Consider the following 15,833-nt stretch of genomic DNA (forward strand, 5'->3'; position numbering starts at 1 on the left):
CCCTGCCCCGCCTTCCGGCCCGGGGTGTCCGCTGGCGGACACCCCGGGCCGGGGTGCCTTGTGAGGCCGCGACCTACCGGTCAGAGTCGCCGCAGGACTCCGGTGCGCGGTTCCATCAGCGCGGCGAAGTGGTCGACGAGTCGCCGTACCGCGTCCGGGTCCCGCACCACCACCCCGACTTCCAGGTTGTCCGACAGCGCCCGGTCGGTCAGGTTGGCGCTGCTGACCAGGGCGGCGTCGGTGTCGGCGGCGATCACCTTGGCGTGCAGGGCCGGAAGCGACCGGCCGGGCTGTCGCCGCGCCGCCGGCCAGTGCCAGCAGGTGACCCGGTCGCCGAGGCCGGCGAAGACGTCCGCTCCGGTCACCCCGCGCAGCGGTCCACCGTCGGCGGTGCCGCTCTCCAACACCAGGTCGACCCGGACGCCGCGGTCGGCGGCGGCGGACACCTCGGCGACGACCTCGGCGACGCCGTACGCGGCGAAGCTGACCATCAGCAGTGATCGGCGGGCCTGCCGGATCAACTCGACCACCACCGACCGGGTCAGCCGGACCGCGACGGCCGGGCTGCTCGGCCCGCTGACCACCAGCTCGGTACGCCGTACTTCGGCCCGTCGCTGCAGGTGGGCGGCGCTGCGCAGAGCGAGCGCGACGGCCGCACCGGGCAGGTCGGGGGCGTGACTTCGCCAGACGGCGACCAGCCGCCGGGCGTGGGCGGCGACCGCGTACCCGGGGCGGGCGTCGATCAGCGCGGCCTCCACCGTGGCCTCCGACCGCTGGACCGAGGCCAGTACGCCGGCCCAGGCGGCGACGTGCCCGGCCGGCAGCTCGGCGGCCAACTCGGCGACGGTTTCGGCCAGCACCTCGGAAGGAAGTCCGGCGGTGGCCTCGGACGGGTTCACCGCTGGCAGCCGGTCACCTGAAGAAGCCGCACTCGTTGTCGGCGAGGGTGTCGACCAGCAACGACCGGTCCAGGTAGTGGTTGCCGCCTTCGCAGGACGTTTCGGCGGCGTACAGGCAGGCATGACAGGCGGCTCCGGCGAGCCGGCCGTGCACCGTCGGGTCGTGTTCGGCACAGAGCGGGTCGGAGCTGCACAGCCGGGCACCGTGCAACGCGCGGTCGATGAGTGGGCCGAGCCGGTCGGCCCGGCCGAGGGATACCAGGCCACCGAGGGTGCCTTCACTGTCCGGGGCGGCGGTGTAGAGCAGCACCCCGGCCATCGGCGAGTCGCCGGCACGCGCGTACACCCGCTCGCCGATGCCGGAGGCGCTGTAGCCGCATTCCAGCGCCAGCTCCCGGATCAGGGTGTGCCCGAAGGTGTGCAGCAGCAGGTAGCGCAGGCCGGGCCAGCCTCCAGGGGGTAGTTGGCGCTGCGCCCGCCATTTGTCGTGGGCCCGGATCAGCAGGTGTTCGCGGGCTTTGACCGCGGGGTCGTGCTCCCAGGCGACGATGCGTTCCTCGGCGAACCGCAGGAAGATGCCTTCACCGCGGGTTTCGGCGCACGGCACCCAGGTGGGCGGCTCGGCGGACAGCGGTGCGCGGCACTGGTCGGGGGTGTCGAGCACGTCCCGTTCGGGGGCGTCGATGCGGGTGAAGCCGTACAGTGCGGCGACCCGACGCAGCCGGGGCACCAGCACCACCTGGCTCAGCCAGTCCCGGTGCCCGGCCGGGACCGGCTCCGGCCGGGTGGTGAAGTCCGGCAGTGCCGCGCCGACGCTGGCGGTGAACGCGCGCCACTCGGGCAGGTGCAGGTCGAGATTGTCCCAGTCACCGCCGCCGGGGGTGTCGCCGGCTTCGTGCCGCCGCTGGATCGCCGCCCACACCTTGTCCACTCCGTGCGGTTGCAGCTCGGGCCAGCAGGTCTGGGTGGGCAGGATCATCGTTCCGGTCTGCGCTGGCAGCGGGGCGAGCACGCTCAGCGTCGGCCAGAATTCGGCGACCAGGTGGTCCACCGGGTGTTCGGCCTTCGGCACGCTGAACACCGCCGCCTGCATGGCGAACCAGCTGTTGGTGGCGCCGAGCGCCAGGGTGCGCGGCGGCGCGTCGCACGGTTCGTAGCTGCCCAGGTGCGGATGGCGGCCCCGGCAGGCGGGCAGGTTGCGGTCGGCGAGCGCCCCGATCGCGTCCGAGATGGGCCGCGCCGCCGCGCACTGGCCGCAGGTGACGAAGATGTTGGTGGTCTCGCCGGTGCTGCCGCGTTCGGACAGTTGCAGCGGGTGCCCGGCCCCGGGGTCGCTGCCCCGGTGCGCGAAGTACGACCAGGGAAAGTCGTCGAGGTGGCCGTTGCCGCAGGCCAGCACGAACCGGGCCGGTACGGCGGTGGGTCGGCCGCCGCCGTTGCCCCGGCAGGTGTGCACGTAGCGGACCTTGTCCGGCGTCGGCGCCGAGACCAGCTCGAACAGACCCGACTCGACTGGGGCGAGTTGGTTGCACCGGGTGTCGGAGCAACGCAACCAGGCGGGAAACAACGCGACCGGCACCCCGATGCGGGCCCATTCGGCGTACGGGTCGGAGGTTTCCGGCAGGTGCGGCGGCAGCCGCAGCGCCTGCACCTGGTGACCGAGTTTGGCGCGCATGGCGGCGAGCAGCCGGTCTTCGGTGATGACGGTGGCGCGGGCCAGCTCCCAGTGGTCGAGGCCGAGCGGCATCACCGACAGGCTGGGCAGGTCGGCGACGGAGCCGATGCCGTAGGTGTGCAGCAGCTGGTTGGGGCGCAGCGCGCCGACCCGCAGTTGCCGTAGCTGTGGTTCGCTCACGCCAGCGCCTCCGGCCCGTCGGCTCCGCCAGCGGCCCCACCGGCAGCGGCCCCGGTGCCGGTCGCCGGATCGACGCGGGGCACGAACGGTGGCGGTGGTTCCGCCATGGCTGCCCCGGCGAGCTGCAGCTGCAGCTGTACGCCGGGTTCGACGTCGCGCAGCGAGGTGGGGCAGGTGGTCTGCCGCCAGCGGCCCTCCTCGGGGCGGTGCAGCAGCCCGGCGGTGTCGTCGCTGCGGCGTGGTTTGTCGTACGCGAGCCGCCGGGCGGGCATGGCCCGTTCCCGCGCCCACGCGTCGAGCCGCGCTTCCAGCTCGTCCTCGACGCGTAGCCGTACGGCGTTGTCGGCGGCGACGTCGCTGCGTCGGGCGAGGAAACGCACCACGTGGTCGGCGAGGGGGCCGTAGCGGTCGAAGTGCTGGGCGCTCAGGTTGCCGTTGTAGGTGTGTTCCAGGTTGCGGATCAGGGCGACCAGCACCCCGGTCAATCCGCGGTCGATGGCCCGTTCGGCGAACGGGGTGACCGACAGCGCTTCGACCTGCCGGTAGACGGTGGCGTGGAAGTGGTCGAAGCGTTCGTAGTGTGACAGGTCGCGGGGGCGGGCCCAGTTGTAGACGGTGAAGACGATGCCGGGGGCGGCGCGACCGACCCGGCTGGTGGCCTGGATGTACTCGGCGGCCGACTTGGGCTGGTTGGCGACGACCATCACGCCGAGCCGGGAGACGTCGACCCCGACGGAGATCATGCTGGTGGCGAGGAGCACGTCGATCGGTCTCGGGCCGGCTTTGCCGCGCCCGCCGGTGAACCGGACGGCGAGCCGGTCCAGCAGTGGCCGGATCGCGTCGGAGGGCATCCGGGAGGTCAGTTCCTCCAGCAGCGGGTCGTAGCGGCGGGCCAGGCCGCGTTCGTCGGCGCGGGCGAGTCGGGTGGAGACGTCGTCTTCGACGAGGCGTCGCATGCCGCCGAGGTCGCGCAGGCTGTTGAAGTAGCCGACCAGGGTCATGTACGGGTCGGTGACGTCGTTGCGGCCGTAGCGTTCGTGCAGCTTCTGGGCGGCACCGAGGACCGACACGTACACCCGGATCAGGGCCGACTTGATCCGGGTGCCGTGGGCGCAGATGCCGATGTAGCGCCGGCCGGGACGCTGGTCGGGGTCGCGCTGGCGGGCGAAGAAGCTGTCGGCGGCGTCCAGGCCGGGCGGTGGGAAGACGCTGGTCGAGCGGTGGAACAGTGCGCCGATCTGCTGGTGGGCGCGGCGGACGGTCGCGGTGGAGGCGATCACCTTGGGCCGGGTCGAGTGACCGGTCACCGGCTGCCAGGTGGCGAGCCGGTCGACGGCGGTCTCGTAGAGGCCGACGAGGGAGCCGAGCGGACCGGAGATCAGGTGCAGCTCGTCCTGGATGATCAGGTCGGGGGGTCGCAGCCGGGGGCAGTCGACGATGCTGGCCGGCCCGGCGGTGCCGGCGGCCCGGTGGTACGTCGCTTCCCAGTCGGCGTGTTCCAGGTCTTCGGTGACGTAGCCGTGCCGTTCACAGCGCCGGCTGACCTGCCCGAACAACGCTGCTGTCGCGCCTTTCCAGGCCAGTTGGGCGAACTTGTCGACGGTGGCGATCAGCAGGGCCGGCGGGTGCCGGTAGATCTCCTCGTCGACGACGAGCACCGGCAGCCCGCGCTGGTCGTCGGGCCGGCCGAACCCGGCGAGGTCGCTGAACGGGCATTCGACGTCGGGGCAGCGGACCAGGGTCCGGCGGTACGTCGGGTCGATCACGATGTCCCGGCCGGGTTCGATCCGGCTGCCGCACCACGGGCAGCTGGTCAGCTGGTGCGGTGAGCCGTGGCCCCGGGTGGCGGCGCCGCGCCGGCCACGCTGCTGCTGCTGCCACTGCCGGGCCTGGTCGGTGTGGTTGGGGGTGACCTTGCCGCCGACCCACAGTCCGATCCGGATCGGCGTGTCGCCCCAGGTGGTTTCGTCGGCCAGGCGCAGCGTCTCGGCGGCGCAGATCAGGGTGGCGGCCCGCTCGAACTGTTGGATGGTGAGCAGCCGCAGCGTGTAGCGCATCAGCACGGCGAGGCCGTCGGCGGCGACCAGTCCGCCGTAGGCGGGTTGCAGCCGGCGGATCGCGATGGTGAAGGCGGTCAACCCGAGGTACGCCTCGGTCTTGCCGCCACCGGTGGGGAACCACAGCAGGTCGGCGACGGCCCGCTGCTGGTCCTCGGTGCGTTCGGCGTGCCGGGGGTCGGCCAGCGCCGGCAGATTGATCAGCAGGAAGGCGAGCTGGAACGGCCGCCAGCGGTGGTTGACGGGCTGGTCGGCGGCGGCGGTCGCCGCCGCGAGCCCGACGCCGGGGTGTTCGCGACGGGCGTCGGCGACCCTGGTGTGCACCCGCTGCAGGTACATCGCCCGGTTGGCGAAGCCGAAGGCGCGGCGGGCGGCCGGGTCGGTGGCGAGCAGGCCGATGCCGGCGGCGATCCGGTCGGCGGCCCGGCGGGCGTCGCGCAGCGCCTCGGTGACCTGCTGACGGTGTTCGGTGAGCCGGCGGTGCGGCTGGTCGGCGGCGGCTTCGTTGCCGGCGATCCAGGCCCGGTAGCCGTCGACGAGCGGGGTCAGCGCCGCCAGCAGCGGATCACCGGCCGGATTGCGTGCCGTGCCTCTGGCCGGGGCGGCCGGCGGGGTGGCGGCCAGCTCGGCGAGGCGTTTCATGTCGAGCTCGACGGCGGCCAGCTCCGGCAGATCGGGGTCGGTGTCGGCGGTCGGCACGTCGGTGAACGGCAGTTCGTGTACGGGCACCGGGCAGGTGCGGATCCGGTGGGCGCGCAGCGCGGGGTCGCCGCCGGCCGCCGGGTCGGCCCGCACGGCGGTGCCGTGGCCGACGGCGTACTCGGGGTGGAAGCGGTAGGCCATCGCGAGCCGGCGGCGTTCGGCCTGGTCGGAGGCGTCGCCGCCGGTGATCTGCTCGGGTCGGGGCCAGAAGACCGGCTGGTCGCCGTCGCCGGTGGCGGACAGCTCCACCTGGAAGATCCAGGAGCTGGCGTCGCGCCGCGCGCCGGGCCGCTGCCGGTTCTCCAGGAACAGGGAGATCAGCCAGCGGCCGTCGCGGCGGCGGGCCCGGCCGCGTACCACGATGTCGGGTTGGTCCGGGTCGGGGGCCTGCGGCGGCAGCGGGCCTTCGGCGAGTACGACGATGATGGTGCCGCCGTGGCTCTGGCGCTGCCAGACCCGGCCGGCGTGTTCCTCGCGCTGCGAGGTGGCCCGGTCGTAGCGACCCCAGCCGCCGGTGACCTGCAGCGCGGTGGCGGCACCGTCCACGGTGGCGGTGAAGCCGAGCGCAGACGGGGCGAGGCTGGGCACGTTGGGCGCGCTCGGCTCCGGCTGGCCCTCCATGATGTCCGGTGCGCTGGCGTCGGAGAGCTCGTCCTGGGTGTCGGGCTCGACGGCCTGGCCGTTGGGGGCGAGCCGGCCGAGCAGGTAGCGGTCGAGCGGGCTCTCCTGGGTGCCGAACTCCTCGTCCGGCCCGTCGAGCGGCCCGAGCAGGTCGGCCAGGACCAGCGCCTGCAGTTCGTCGCGGATCACGCCCGCGTCTGGTCTGCCGAGTACGCCTGCCTCACCCATGCCCGCCACCGTAACGGCTCCCCCCCGACACCGTCCTCATGCGATCGGCTGTACCCGTCGGTCTGGCAAGAACGATCACTACCCAGACGTACACCTCGTCGGCGAGACCGTTTGCGTCGAGTACTCAAGACCTTGTGTTGATCACATTGGACACATACGGTGGCTGTCAGGAGTCAATCAAGGGCCTGCCTATGCGGTTGCTGGCGTCCAACGGCGCGTTGGAAATTGCGCATGACGAAGTCGGTGGTTACCTAGCTCGGGATGGGTACGTGCTGATCAGACAGGCCAGAGCCGTCGAGGTAAGCAGGCTGCTCAAGACTTGGACTCTGCCGGTTGATCACCCTCACCAAGCTCAACCGGGAGTAACAGTGATCGATCCTTCCAAAACACCTTCCGATGTGTTGAACGCTGCCGGATTCTCCCGAACCGCCCTCCTGCCACATACCGACCGAAGCCTGCACGTCGAACCACCCAGCTTGCTGGCTTCCCTGACCGTCATCCCTGCTGACGTCGGCGGAGGTGGCGTGGTAGTCGACGGAGCATACGTAGCAGCGGAGCTTCGAGGTCAGTTTGGTGCCGAGGCGGTTGCCGGGTTGTCACTGTCGATGTCCGGCCAGGAGGGAGTACAGGCGATATTCGGATCACGCGATGGCTTCCAGCGGATCCGCTACCGCGACGACGAGATCGCCTGGCCATGGCATCGTGATCGACCTGCGGAGATAACTGCCAGGCTTCGACAGTTGATCAAGGACGCGTCAGCGCCATTGGCACTCGGCCGCGGCGACGGTTACCTGTTGCACAACCACCGCACGCTACATGGACGTTCAGCGTTCACCGGTAGGCGCTGCGTTATCCGATTCCTGGCGAAAGTCAAGGAGGGCCACCCGTACGCCTGGCTCAACAGGGGGTTCCGGCGTGCGGATTCCTGAGCCCAGGCGCAGCGCCGAGGATCGACGGCGCAGGTCATTGCTGGCACAGGCGCTGTCTAAGACTCCCCCAGCCCGGGACGCCCGCTTCCCGCATGTGGTCCGGGACATCCTAGAGAAGGTCGATGACCCAGAGGCCGATCTGCACGCCATCGTCGATACCCCAGAGCTGCCCCGCCGTGTTCGGTTCGCCGCGTTCTACGCGCTGCTGCTGCGACTACGACGGGAAGAGCGACACGGCGAGTACGCCGCCATGGTCCGACGGTACGAGGACCAGTTCGGTACCGAGCCGTACTTCCACACATTCCGGGCGATCTCGGCCAGAATGCGTGGCGACCTTGCCTCTTTGCGCAGCTCAGTAGAGTTCTCCAGGCAGGCCGTCGACCTGATGCCAGATGTGCCCGCGGTGGTGCATCAACTCGCGGCATTCTGGGTCGAGTACCTCGAACGCCTGGACAAGGGTGCCCCCGCGCAAGATCTTGACCAGGTTGAACGGCACGTCGATCGAGCGATCGCCCTCTCGCAGGGCAAGCTGGCACACTACTTCGAGACAAAGGGGCGGGTCCTGGCATTGCGCGGAGAGTTCGAGGCGGCCAGGGTATCCGTCGCTCAAGCTATCGAGCTCGAACCCCGCAGCTCAAGGGATTACCTGCGAAGACTCACCCAGTACCAGGCCACACGGGTCCGAGTCGATCTTCTGGAGGAACGATCAAGGTGGTTCCGGGCACAGGACCGGCTACGTAAAGAGCTGACCGAGTTCAAGACACAGCAACTACAGCTACAGCGGTTGAATAGCCGGGGTCTGTTGGGCGGTTCGGGTCTGGTTGATCACAGGCGGCGTGTCGGCGTGACCATCGATGACGGCCGGTCTATGCCGGAGGTATGAGGTACGCCGATAGTGGTGGTCTGTCCGCCGGCGGGCGGGCCAAGCGGGAAGAGATACGGATGCAGGCGGCGCGGATGTTCGCCGCCGGTGTCCCCGCGACCGAGGTCGCAGCCCGGCTGCGGGTATCGACGAAATCGGCCTACCAGTGGCGGCGCCGCTGGCAGACCGGCGGGATGACCGCCCTCGCCTCGACCGGACCCGGCGGAACCACCTGCCGGCTCGCACCCGACCAGCTCCTGCGACTACGCGCCGAGCTCGACCTCGGACCAGCCGAACACGGCTGGAGCGAGGACCAACGCTGGACCCTCGCCCGGGTCGCCACGCTCATCGGCCGGCTGTTCCACACCTCCTACACCCTGCGCGGGGTGTCCTACCTGCTGCACCGCATCGGCTACACCCCGCAGGTCCCGAAGCACCGGGCAGTCCAACGCGACGCCGACGCCATCGCCGCCTGGCGGGCCACGACCTGGGCCAAGGTACGAGGCTAGCGGCGGCGACCGGGGCGTGGATCGTCTTCGAGGACGAGGCCGGACAGACCCTGCGACCACCCCGGGCCACCACCTGGGCCCGCAGAGGACACACACCCGTCGTGCGGGTCAACGCCAAGGGCTCAGGCCGGGTCTCCATCGCCGGCCTGGTCTGCCTCAAACCCGGCCGGCGCGGCCACGTCTTCTACCGGCTCCGTGTGCACCGCAACCGCACCGGTGAACGCCGCAGCCTCTCCGAGGACGACTACGCCGCCCTGATCACCGCCGCGCACCACCAACTCCACGCCCCGATCATCCTGATCTGGGACGGGGTCAACACCCACACCAGCACCACGATGCGTCGCCTGACCGCCGCCCGTCACCGGTGGCTGACCGTGGTCCAGCTACCCGCGTACGCCCCGGACCTCAACCCCGTCGAGAGTCTGTGGTCGACAGTGAAAGCCGGCCTGGGCAACCTCGCCGTCGACGGCGTGGACCACCTCGCCGCGGTCATCCGCAACCGGCTCAAACGCATCCAGTACCGGCCAGAGCTGATACCCGGCTTCCTCGCCCAGACCGGACTCACACTCGAACCGGAACCACCATGACAACTACAGACCCCAGCTATTCAACCGCTGTACTCGGGTTGTTGGCAGCGGTGGTTGCGTTTGTAGCCACTGCTGGTAATGTCGCGAGCCAGAGCAAGGGTGCCGACGGGATTCGCCTGATGTTGGTCGCGGCCGGCGCGATTGGCCTGGTCTTCGGCACCTTCTCGCTCATCAACAACAGCAGCGTGTGGCGTGTTGGAGTGGTCGCCACGCTCGCATCTGGCCTGATCGCGACCGGGATGTTCGTTCCGGATTCGTGGATGCCGTGAAGAGGATCAAGATGAAGGTTCGGGATTCGGTCACCACAGCCGGCGGGGCCAGGTCGAACGAGGACCGGGTGGGCCACGCAGGTTCGCTGGCCTGGGTGATCGACGGTGCCACCGATCTGTACGACGACGCTGCCCTGCCCGCAGAACGCGACGTGGTGTGGCTGGTCGACCTGGTCGGGGCGCTCCTCACAGAAGCTGGGACGGACGGCTATCAGGGCAGCGGCGCCGACTTGTTGGAGCGGATCGCCGTCGAGGTGCAGTGGCGGCAGGACGCGTACGGCTTCCCGTCGGACCGGATGCCGCCGGCCTGCTCGATCGGTCTCTGCGTCGACCAGGGCGACGGTTTCGAGCTGACCCGCATCGGCGACGCCACCGCTGTCATCGACGGTGACACCACCCGCGTCCTCGCCACCAGCTACTTCGACGGGCGAGAGGCGGCGGCGGTGCGGGCCCGCGAGACCGACCCGGCGATGGTCGTCGCCGCCATGCAGCAGCGACGCCGGCACACCATGACCTCCGGTGACGTCGAGTCGGTCTTCTCCGGCCACCCGCAACGCCGCCTCGTCCCGCACCGGATCACCGCGGACTGGGCAGGGACCGGCCACATCCTGCTCTGCACGGACGGGTTCGCCCGGCTGGTCACCGATTACCAGCTCTTCGCCGGGTGGTCCGAGGTCGTCGCCGAGGCCCGGGAGCGTGGGGTGGCGTACCTGGAGAAGTTGATCCGGCAGACGGAGAGCGACCCGGCCGTCGGCGGTGACCGTTTCAAACGCGCCGACGACGTCGCCGCCGTCCTGATCTGCGCGGGCTGAGGCAGTACAGATGGGAGCACCTGCCATGTCCGACCGGCCGCCGTACCTCGTCGAACGCAACCCGGGCTACTTCGAGTACCAGTTGCCGATCTCGGTGAAGCTGGTCGTCGACCACCACGGTCGGGTGCCGCTGCTGAAGAACGAGCGCGACGAGTGGGAGCTACCCGGCGGCAAGCTGGAGGTCGGCGAATCCCCGGAGCAGGGCGTCTGCCGAGAGGTAGCCGAGGAGCTGGGCCTGACCATCACCGGCGTACAGATCATCGACTCGTGGGTGTACGAGATCACCCCGCTCCGACACGTCTTCATCGTCAGCTTCGGTGCGGTCTACACCGGCGCCGAGAAGTTGACCTACACCGACGAGCACAAGGAACTCGGTGTGTTCAGCTACGACGAGGTGCCCGACCTGCACATGCCGGCACCGTACAAAGCGACGATCACCCGCTGGCGTGACCTCGTCTCCGGTTCGACGCAACCCGCGACGACATGACCGGGCGGGAAAGCTGCCTCCGGGGTAGCCGGCTTGCTCAGGTGTTCCTCGCCGCGCTGTCGGCCGCAGTCTGTTTCGGCTGTACGTCGGGTCCGCCGGTCTCCATGGCCGAGTCGGACCCGGCGCTGCTCGTCCACGACGTCCGGCGCGGCGACGACGCGCAGATCGACGGGTACCTGCGCCACCTCGCCGACGCGGACTGCTTCGTCCTCGAACCGGACGCGACGACCGGGCCGGACGGGATGCGCAACGTCGCCGTCTGGCCGCCCGACACGAAGGTGTGGCGGGACGGTGGGCAGGTCGCCGGGGTCTACGTGCCCGATCGGGAGCCGATCGCGATCGGCAGCCGGGTCGTCGGCGGTGGCGGCTACGCCAACCCGTCGACCAGCGACCTCGACCTGCCCGACGTCTCCCCCGACTGCCTGACCGGTGGCGGCGAGTTCGCCATGCTGCATACCATCACCAGCGTCACGCGCTCGATCAGCGAACGCTTTCGCTGGGGCTGACCCCATAGGATCTCCGTCGGCAGGTTGACGCAGCGTCGAAGCGGAGTGTGGGTGTTGGATCAGGGGAGCGCGACCGAGCCGGGTAGCAGCAAGGGCTGGTGGCCGTTGGCTGGTGGCTTTGGCGTTGCCACGCTGGGTCACGCACTGGCCGTCGCCGCCCTGGCGATCCCGGTCACGAAGCTCGGCCCGTCCGATCCCAACGCGAACCTGGATGCCGGGGACCGGTTCGGCGTCTTCTACGGGGTGTTGTGCACCTACGCTGCCGTACACGTACTCCTGTTGAACGTCGGCCTCGTCTTCGTCTGGTCCGAACGCGGCAGTCGAATGTTCAAGCGAGGGCTGGTCACCGGATGGGTCGGCGGCTGGTTCTTGGTCATTGCCATCGTTACCACGTGGCTTGCGCTCGCGGAGTCGTAGCGCCCTCCCGCCGGTTTCGGCGGGCAGTCGGTTGAGGATGCCGTCGACGGCTTCGATCAGCTCTGCTGTGCCGCGTACGACGTGGACGCCCGGCCTGGTGGCGAAGGCTTGCGCCCATTTGCTTTGCATGGCGTGGCTGGTCAAGATCACCGGCCGGCCGTGCCCGAGGGCAAGGCGAGCCTGGATGCGGGCGCCGCTGGTCTCGCTGGCTTCGACGACGAGGGTCGCCGCCGCGTACCCGCTCATCACCGCGTTGCGCATCGGGAAGCTCCGCTTGGTGGGACCGGCGTCGGGCCTGAACTGGCTGACCACCAGGCCGACGTCGGCGATGTGGTCCTGCAGCCGCCGATTGGCGGGCGGATAGTAGTTGCGGATGCCGGTGCCGATGACGGCGACAGTGCGGCCACCGGCGTCGAGCGCTGCGGTGTGGGCAGCGGTGTCGATGCCGTGGGCCAGCCCGCTGGCGACCGTCACTCCCCGGTTGGCCAGCGACTCGGCCACTGATCGCGCAATGCTCAGTCCACGTGCTGACGCCTTACGGCTGCCGATGACGGCTATGGCCCGGTCGTCGGCCCGCAGCTGGCCACGGGTGAACAGCAGCGGAGGTGCCTCTTCGATGCCGCGCAACTGGGCGGGATAGCAGTCGTCAAAGAAGGCGTGTACGCCGATCCCGTCCGCCTGCCATCCGGCGATCTCGTCGGCAGTGGCGGCGACCAGCTCAGCACCGGAGCTGGTCGTGGCCGGAAACAGTGTCTCGGGCTGACACAGCGTTCGGTCGGGCATCGAACCTCCCACGTCAGGTCAACGGCTGGGCCGGGTGCCGGACTCGTAGGCCAGCGCCCAGGCAACGTCAGCCGGCGTCAGGGCGTACATCTCGGCGATCGTCTCGGGGTCGGTGCCTGCCGCCTGGTGTTCGGCGATGGTCTCGGTGCTCACCCCGCCGATGGCGGGCCGGCCGAAGCGGACGTCAGGCCGGACACGGATCGGCGAGTCCGGGTTCGGGTCGGGTCGGTAGCTGGCCGCGGTGTTGCCGGCCCAGTCGACTCGCCGGTGGAAGGCCGCTGCCTGCGGGGTCAGCGTCAGGCGGTCGCCGATCGTCACGACGAGCCACCATCGTGGATGCAGGCCGGCGGCGGCCTGGACTTTCCTGACGACGGCGCGTCCATCGGTGAAGACTCGCCGGTCGGCGATCGGGTGCGGCACGCCGAATTGGTCCCGGAGCGACGCCAGGAAGATCGGCAGGCCGGTCATCGACACACGATGCAGCTGTCGGTGTTCCCGCAGGTAGGCCGCTTCGACGAACTCGGCCCAGTCGAGCATCCGCCGACCTGGCGGGCCGGCTCGGCCGTCGGCCGGGTCGGACCGCCGCTGGCGGCCGTCGGTGACGGCCAGCCAGCGGCGCAGGGTCGACGGCGGTACGCGGAGCAGCCGGGCCGCTGCCGCTTCGGTGAACACGGCTACTCGGCGGCGGGCACGAGGACTTCGGAGCCGGACCAGTTGATGTCGAGGTTGCCAAGGTCGCTCTCGGGCTGGTCGTCCTCGTCGAGGGTGCTGAAGGCGGCGTGGTAGCAGCCGAACCCGTGGCCGCCGGCCGCGAGGGTCGCGACCGCCCAGCCACGCAGGTTCTCCCCCAGCTTCTCCGGCTGACGTGGGTCGACGGCGACCCGGATGACTCCGAGCAGGTCGTACGTCTGGTCGCGCGTGCCGGCGTTGTCGATGCGGCACAGCGAGAAGCCGTACCGCTCGCCTTCCTCCTGCTGGTAGATCAACTTTCCGAATCGGTACACGGAAACCTCCTCGTTTGCGGCGGGACTGCGACCGTGACTAGCATCAGGGAAGTCGCTCGTTATATCAACCCCCTAGTTTGCGGCGACCTCCTGAAGTAGGCTCACCCTGCTATCCGGTCCTGTAAGGAGTGAGGAACATGATCCAGTCACCGACGGGCCAAGAGGCAACCGACGGCGCAGACGTCTCGCCCACCGTGCAGGCGTGGGAACTCGGCATCAGGCTGCGCCAGCGCCGCGAAGAGCTGGGCATGACAGCGGTTGTTGCTGGCAAGGCGACCGGCATCGCCCAGGCGTACATCTCGGGCGTAGAAGCCGGCAGGGTCAAACTGCCAGCCGGTCGACTGGCTCAACTCATCGAGATCTACGAGATCGACCCGGAGGACGCAGCCGAGCTGGAAGAGCTGCGGGTGGGAGCGACCCGTCGCGCCTGGTGGCACCAGTACTCTCAACTCTTCCCCGCCGACTTCCTCCGCTTCCTCGGCTACGAGGCCGGCGCGGATCACGTCCGCAGCTACGACAACGAGCTACTCCACGGGCTGCTCCAGACCGAGGACTACGCCCGTGCCGTGATCCGTGGCGGCAACACCTACGTCCGGCTAACCGAGATGACCAGGCGAGTGAAGGCGCGTATGGCACGGCAGGCTCGGTTGACCGGCCCCAACCCCTTGAACGTGAGCACCGTCATCAGCGAGGCAGTCCTCCGTCAGCAGATCGGCGGCCCAGCGGTCATGCACGACCAGCTCAACCACCTGGTCGAGCTGGTGTCCTCGCATCCGGATCAGATCCGAATCAGGGTCGTGCCGTTCACCGCAGGAGCACACCCCGCGCTCGGCGGGCCGTTCCAAATCCTCTCGTTCCCATCGCCCCGGCTGCCTGACCTGGTCTGGCAGGAAGTCCTGACCTCCAGCGACATCATCGACCAGTCCGCTCGCGTAGCCGACTACACGATGACCTTCGCTGAGGCTGAGGAACGCGCGTTAAGCTCGCAGGACTCACTCGCGCTGATCCGCCAGATAGCCAAGGAGATGGGATGACCCCGCAGGTCGGCACCCCAGACCGGGACTGGTTCAAGTCGTCGCGCAGCTCCAACAACGCCGCCTGCGTCGAGGTCCGCTTCGCTGGCGGCCAGGTGGACGTACGCGACACCAAGGACCGCACCGGCCCGACGCTCGCCTTCGACGCCACCACCTGGGCCACCTTCGTCACCGGCCTCAAGCACACCCCCACCCAGCCCTGACCGCAGGACCCTGCCTGGTTCGGCGGCTGCACCGGATTTCATGATCGGATGCGCTCCATCTGCTCCGCGCTCGGCGTGTCGCGCAGATGGAGCGCATCCGATCATCGGCCGAGGTTGGCTCTCCCGCTCACAGCGTCGATGCCAGCTCGATCTGCTTTCGAAGGTTGCCGATGACTGTCACGCAGGTTGACCTTGACGACGAGGCGTTGGCAGAGGCGATGCGCCTGTCTGGATCCAGGAGCGAGCAGGAAGCCGTCAACCTCGCGCTACGCGAGTACGCCGCCCGCCATCGGCGTATCGCGGCGCTCGACCACCACCCAGCGGCGGCACCTCACGAGATGCCTATGTAGTGGGCGGATCCAGTGTGACCACCTCGCGATCGAAGAACGTGTCCAGCGCCTCGCCCTGGTGGTAGAGCCCTTCGATGAGGCGCTGACACCGGGCGATCAGCTCCGGGTCGGTGAAGCGACGGGCGGCGGCGAGCACACCCGAGTCGTCGTAGACCGCCTCGTACATCACGTCGAGGCCGAGCGTGTAGATCTCCGGCAGCGGACCTCCCGCCTCGTACGCAGCGACCTCCTCCGGACCGACGACGCTGGTAAGGCCGCCGTAGTCGTGACGGAGTCGGAGCAGGTGCAGCTCCCATTGCAGGTACGGGATGATCGGCTTCTCGACGATCCGCACCCGCCGGTTGACGAAGCCCTGACGGGCGATCCGGCCGTAGTAGTCGGCGAAGTCGTCGCGCTGCTCGTCGATCAACCGAAGCGACTCCTCCCAGCGGCCGTCGACGAAAGCCTCCCAGCTCTTGTTGCCCGGCTCCTTGAAGAACTGCTGCCGCTCCAGCTTCCAGAAGCCGATCGACTCGATCCGCCAGAAGTGCTCGTAGAAGTCGGACCAGTAGTCGTCGAGCGTCAGCAGCTCACCGGTGTCGCCGCCGAAGATCTCATGCATCAGGTATGCCACCCTTGCCACGATGTTCGTCGAAAATGATCACAATGCGATCGTTAAGATCGACGGGTACCTACACAGCCACGCTTGCTTGTGATCGACCAATTGTCGCCTTCCATAC

Annotated in this window: 18 protein-coding genes and 1 pseudogene; 12 read left to right on the forward strand and 7 right to left on the reverse strand. The window is 69.4% G+C overall.

From position 1 onward, the window contains the following. Nucleotides 1–80 precede the first annotated feature (80 nt). The 3 genes from drmC to drmA are packed head-to-tail and all read right to left on the reverse strand — an operon-like array spanning nt 81 to nt 6,362. Entirely contained in the window at nt 81–899 is an 819-nt protein-coding gene (drmC, locus tag O7608_RS03785; protein ID WP_281552501.1) for a DISARM system phospholipase D-like protein DrmC, read from the reverse strand. Between the two features lie 13 nt (nt 900–912). Beyond that, nucleotides 913–2,754 carry an MrfA Zn-binding domain-containing protein gene (drmB, locus tag O7608_RS03790; protein WP_289208665.1) on the reverse strand — a complete coding sequence of 614 codons (1,842 nt, stop codon included), beginning with the start codon at nt 2,752–2,754 and terminating at the stop codon, nt 913–915. Further along, nucleotides 2,751–6,362, reverse strand: a complete 3,612-nt coding sequence (gene drmA, locus O7608_RS03795) for a DISARM system helicase DrmA (RefSeq protein WP_289208666.1) — start codon at nt 6,360–6,362, stop codon at nt 2,751–2,753. The genes drmB and drmA overlap by 4 nt, the downstream gene beginning before the upstream one ends. A 191-nt stretch (nt 6,363–6,553) precedes the next feature. On the opposite strand from drmA, the gene O7608_RS03800 reads away from it, so the two are divergent. The 9 genes from O7608_RS03800 to O7608_RS03840 all read left to right on the forward strand — a co-directional run bounded on the left by O7608_RS03800 (nt 6,554) and on the right by O7608_RS03840 (nt 11,740). Then, nucleotides 6,554–7,291, forward strand: a complete 738-nt coding sequence (locus tag O7608_RS03800; RefSeq protein WP_281552498.1) for a Fe(II)-2OG oxygenase family protein — start codon at nt 6,554–6,556, stop codon at nt 7,289–7,291. Further along, the gene (locus tag O7608_RS03805; RefSeq protein ID WP_289208667.1) at nt 7,278–8,174 is read left to right on the forward strand and encodes a hypothetical protein; all 897 of its coding nucleotides are present in this window, start codon (nt 7,278–7,280) and stop codon (nt 8,172–8,174) included. Before O7608_RS03800 ends, O7608_RS03805 begins: the two co-directional genes overlap by 14 nt. Next, entirely contained in the window at nt 8,171–8,662 is a 492-nt protein-coding gene (locus O7608_RS03810) for a winged helix-turn-helix domain-containing protein (RefSeq protein ID WP_289208595.1), read from the forward strand. Before O7608_RS03805 ends, O7608_RS03810 begins: the two co-directional genes overlap by 4 nt. Before the next feature lie 20 nt (nt 8,663–8,682). Further along, entirely contained in the window at nt 8,683–9,249 is a 567-nt protein-coding gene (locus O7608_RS03815) for a transposase (RefSeq protein WP_289210768.1), read from the forward strand. Continuing rightward, on the forward strand, nt 9,246–9,518 hold the full coding sequence (locus O7608_RS03820; RefSeq protein ID WP_289208668.1) for a hypothetical protein: 273 nt from the start codon (nt 9,246–9,248) through the stop codon (nt 9,516–9,518). The genes O7608_RS03815 and O7608_RS03820 overlap by 4 nt, the downstream gene beginning before the upstream one ends. An 11-nt stretch (nt 9,519–9,529) precedes the next feature. Further along, nucleotides 9,530–10,330 carry a protein phosphatase 2C domain-containing protein gene (locus tag O7608_RS03825; RefSeq protein ID WP_289208669.1) on the forward strand — a complete coding sequence of 267 codons (801 nt, stop codon included), beginning with the start codon at nt 9,530–9,532 and terminating at the stop codon, nt 10,328–10,330. 25 nt (nt 10,331–10,355) lie between these two features. Further along, nucleotides 10,356–10,817: an NUDIX hydrolase gene (locus O7608_RS03830; protein WP_289208670.1), complete on the forward strand. Its 462-nt coding sequence runs from the start codon at nt 10,356–10,358 to the stop codon at nt 10,815–10,817. Nucleotides 10,818–10,921: 104 nt separating this feature from the next. After that, nucleotides 10,922–11,323, forward strand: coding sequence for a hypothetical protein (locus O7608_RS03835; protein ID WP_289211154.1), 402 nt, complete (start codon nt 10,922–10,924; stop codon nt 11,321–11,323). A 51-nt stretch (nt 11,324–11,374) separates the two neighbouring features. Next, entirely contained in the window at nt 11,375–11,740 is a 366-nt protein-coding gene (locus tag O7608_RS03840; protein WP_289211155.1) for a hypothetical protein, read from the forward strand. 87 nt (nt 11,741–11,827) lie between these two features. Here the strand turns inward: O7608_RS03840 and O7608_RS03845 are convergent. From O7608_RS03845 to O7608_RS03855, 3 genes and pseudogenes are all read right to left on the reverse strand, one after another. Then, nucleotides 11,828–12,523: pseudogene (locus O7608_RS03845) on the reverse strand (DNA-processing protein DprA); the annotation flags it as partial. An 18-nt stretch (nt 12,524–12,541) separates the two neighbouring features. After that, nucleotides 12,542–13,195 carry a DUF433 domain-containing protein gene (locus tag O7608_RS03850; RefSeq protein WP_289208671.1) on the reverse strand — a complete coding sequence of 218 codons (654 nt, stop codon included), beginning with the start codon at nt 13,193–13,195 and terminating at the stop codon, nt 12,542–12,544. A gap of 2 nt (nt 13,196–13,197) precedes the next feature. Continuing rightward, entirely contained in the window at nt 13,198–13,527 is a 330-nt protein-coding gene (locus O7608_RS03855) for a hypothetical protein (protein WP_282232882.1), read from the reverse strand. Nucleotides 13,528–13,664: 137 nt separating this feature from the next. On the opposite strand from O7608_RS03855, the gene O7608_RS03860 reads away from it, so the two are divergent. The 3 genes from O7608_RS03860 (at nt 13,665) to O7608_RS03870 (ending at nt 15,114) form a co-directional block, all read left to right on the forward strand. Then, nucleotides 13,665–14,561 carry a helix-turn-helix domain-containing protein gene (locus O7608_RS03860; RefSeq protein WP_289208672.1) on the forward strand — a complete coding sequence of 299 codons (897 nt, stop codon included), beginning with the start codon at nt 13,665–13,667 and terminating at the stop codon, nt 14,559–14,561. Beyond that, nucleotides 14,558–14,764, forward strand: coding sequence for a DUF397 domain-containing protein (locus O7608_RS03865; RefSeq protein WP_289208673.1), 207 nt, complete (start codon nt 14,558–14,560; stop codon nt 14,762–14,764). The genes O7608_RS03860 and O7608_RS03865 overlap by 4 nt, the downstream gene beginning before the upstream one ends. 170 nt (nt 14,765–14,934) lie before the next feature. Beyond that, nucleotides 14,935–15,114 carry a type II toxin-antitoxin system VapB family antitoxin gene (locus tag O7608_RS03870; protein WP_289208674.1) on the forward strand — a complete coding sequence of 60 codons (180 nt, stop codon included), beginning with the start codon at nt 14,935–14,937 and terminating at the stop codon, nt 15,112–15,114. On the opposite strand, the gene O7608_RS03875 is transcribed toward O7608_RS03870, so the two are convergent. After that, nucleotides 15,107–15,727 carry a DUF6879 family protein gene (locus O7608_RS03875; RefSeq protein ID WP_289208675.1) on the reverse strand — a complete coding sequence of 207 codons (621 nt, stop codon included), beginning with the start codon at nt 15,725–15,727 and terminating at the stop codon, nt 15,107–15,109. The two genes, O7608_RS03870 and O7608_RS03875, sit on opposite strands and share 8 nt — an antisense overlap. Nucleotides 15,728–15,833 lie beyond the last annotated feature (106 nt).

Source organism: Solwaraspora sp. WMMA2056, from assembly GCF_030345095.1.
Lineage (GTDB): Bacteria > Actinomycetota > Actinomycetes > Mycobacteriales > Micromonosporaceae > Micromonospora_E.

What these genes read in the sequence shown, in the direction of transcription:
- O7608_RS03820 (WP_289208668.1), top strand. Translation starts at nt 9,246, where the DNA reads ATGACAACTACAGACCCCAGCTATTCAACCGCTGTACTCGGGTTGTTG.
- O7608_RS03870 (WP_289208674.1), top strand. Translation starts at nt 14,935, where the DNA reads ATGACTGTCACGCAGGTTGACCTTGACGACGAGGCGTTGGCAGAGGCG.
- O7608_RS03865 (WP_289208673.1), top strand. Translation starts at nt 14,558, where the DNA reads ATGACCCCGCAGGTCGGCACCCCAGACCGGGACTGGTTCAAGTCGTCG.
- drmA (WP_289208666.1), bottom strand. Translation starts at nt 6,362, where the DNA reads ATGGGTGAGGCAGGCGTACTCGGCAGACCAGACGCGGGCGTGATCCGC.
- O7608_RS03810 (WP_289208595.1), top strand. Translation starts at nt 8,171, where the DNA reads ATGAGGTACGCCGATAGTGGTGGTCTGTCCGCCGGCGGGCGGGCCAAG.
- O7608_RS03825 (WP_289208669.1), top strand. Translation starts at nt 9,530, where the DNA reads ATGAAGGTTCGGGATTCGGTCACCACAGCCGGCGGGGCCAGGTCGAAC.
- O7608_RS03860 (WP_289208672.1), top strand. Translation starts at nt 13,665, where the DNA reads ATGATCCAGTCACCGACGGGCCAAGAGGCAACCGACGGCGCAGACGTC.
- O7608_RS03830 (WP_289208670.1), top strand. Translation starts at nt 10,356, where the DNA reads ATGTCCGACCGGCCGCCGTACCTCGTCGAACGCAACCCGGGCTACTTC.
- O7608_RS03800 (WP_281552498.1), top strand. Translation starts at nt 6,554, where the DNA reads ATGCGGTTGCTGGCGTCCAACGGCGCGTTGGAAATTGCGCATGACGAA.
- O7608_RS03835 (WP_289211154.1), top strand. Translation starts at nt 10,922, where the DNA reads ATGGCCGAGTCGGACCCGGCGCTGCTCGTCCACGACGTCCGGCGCGGC.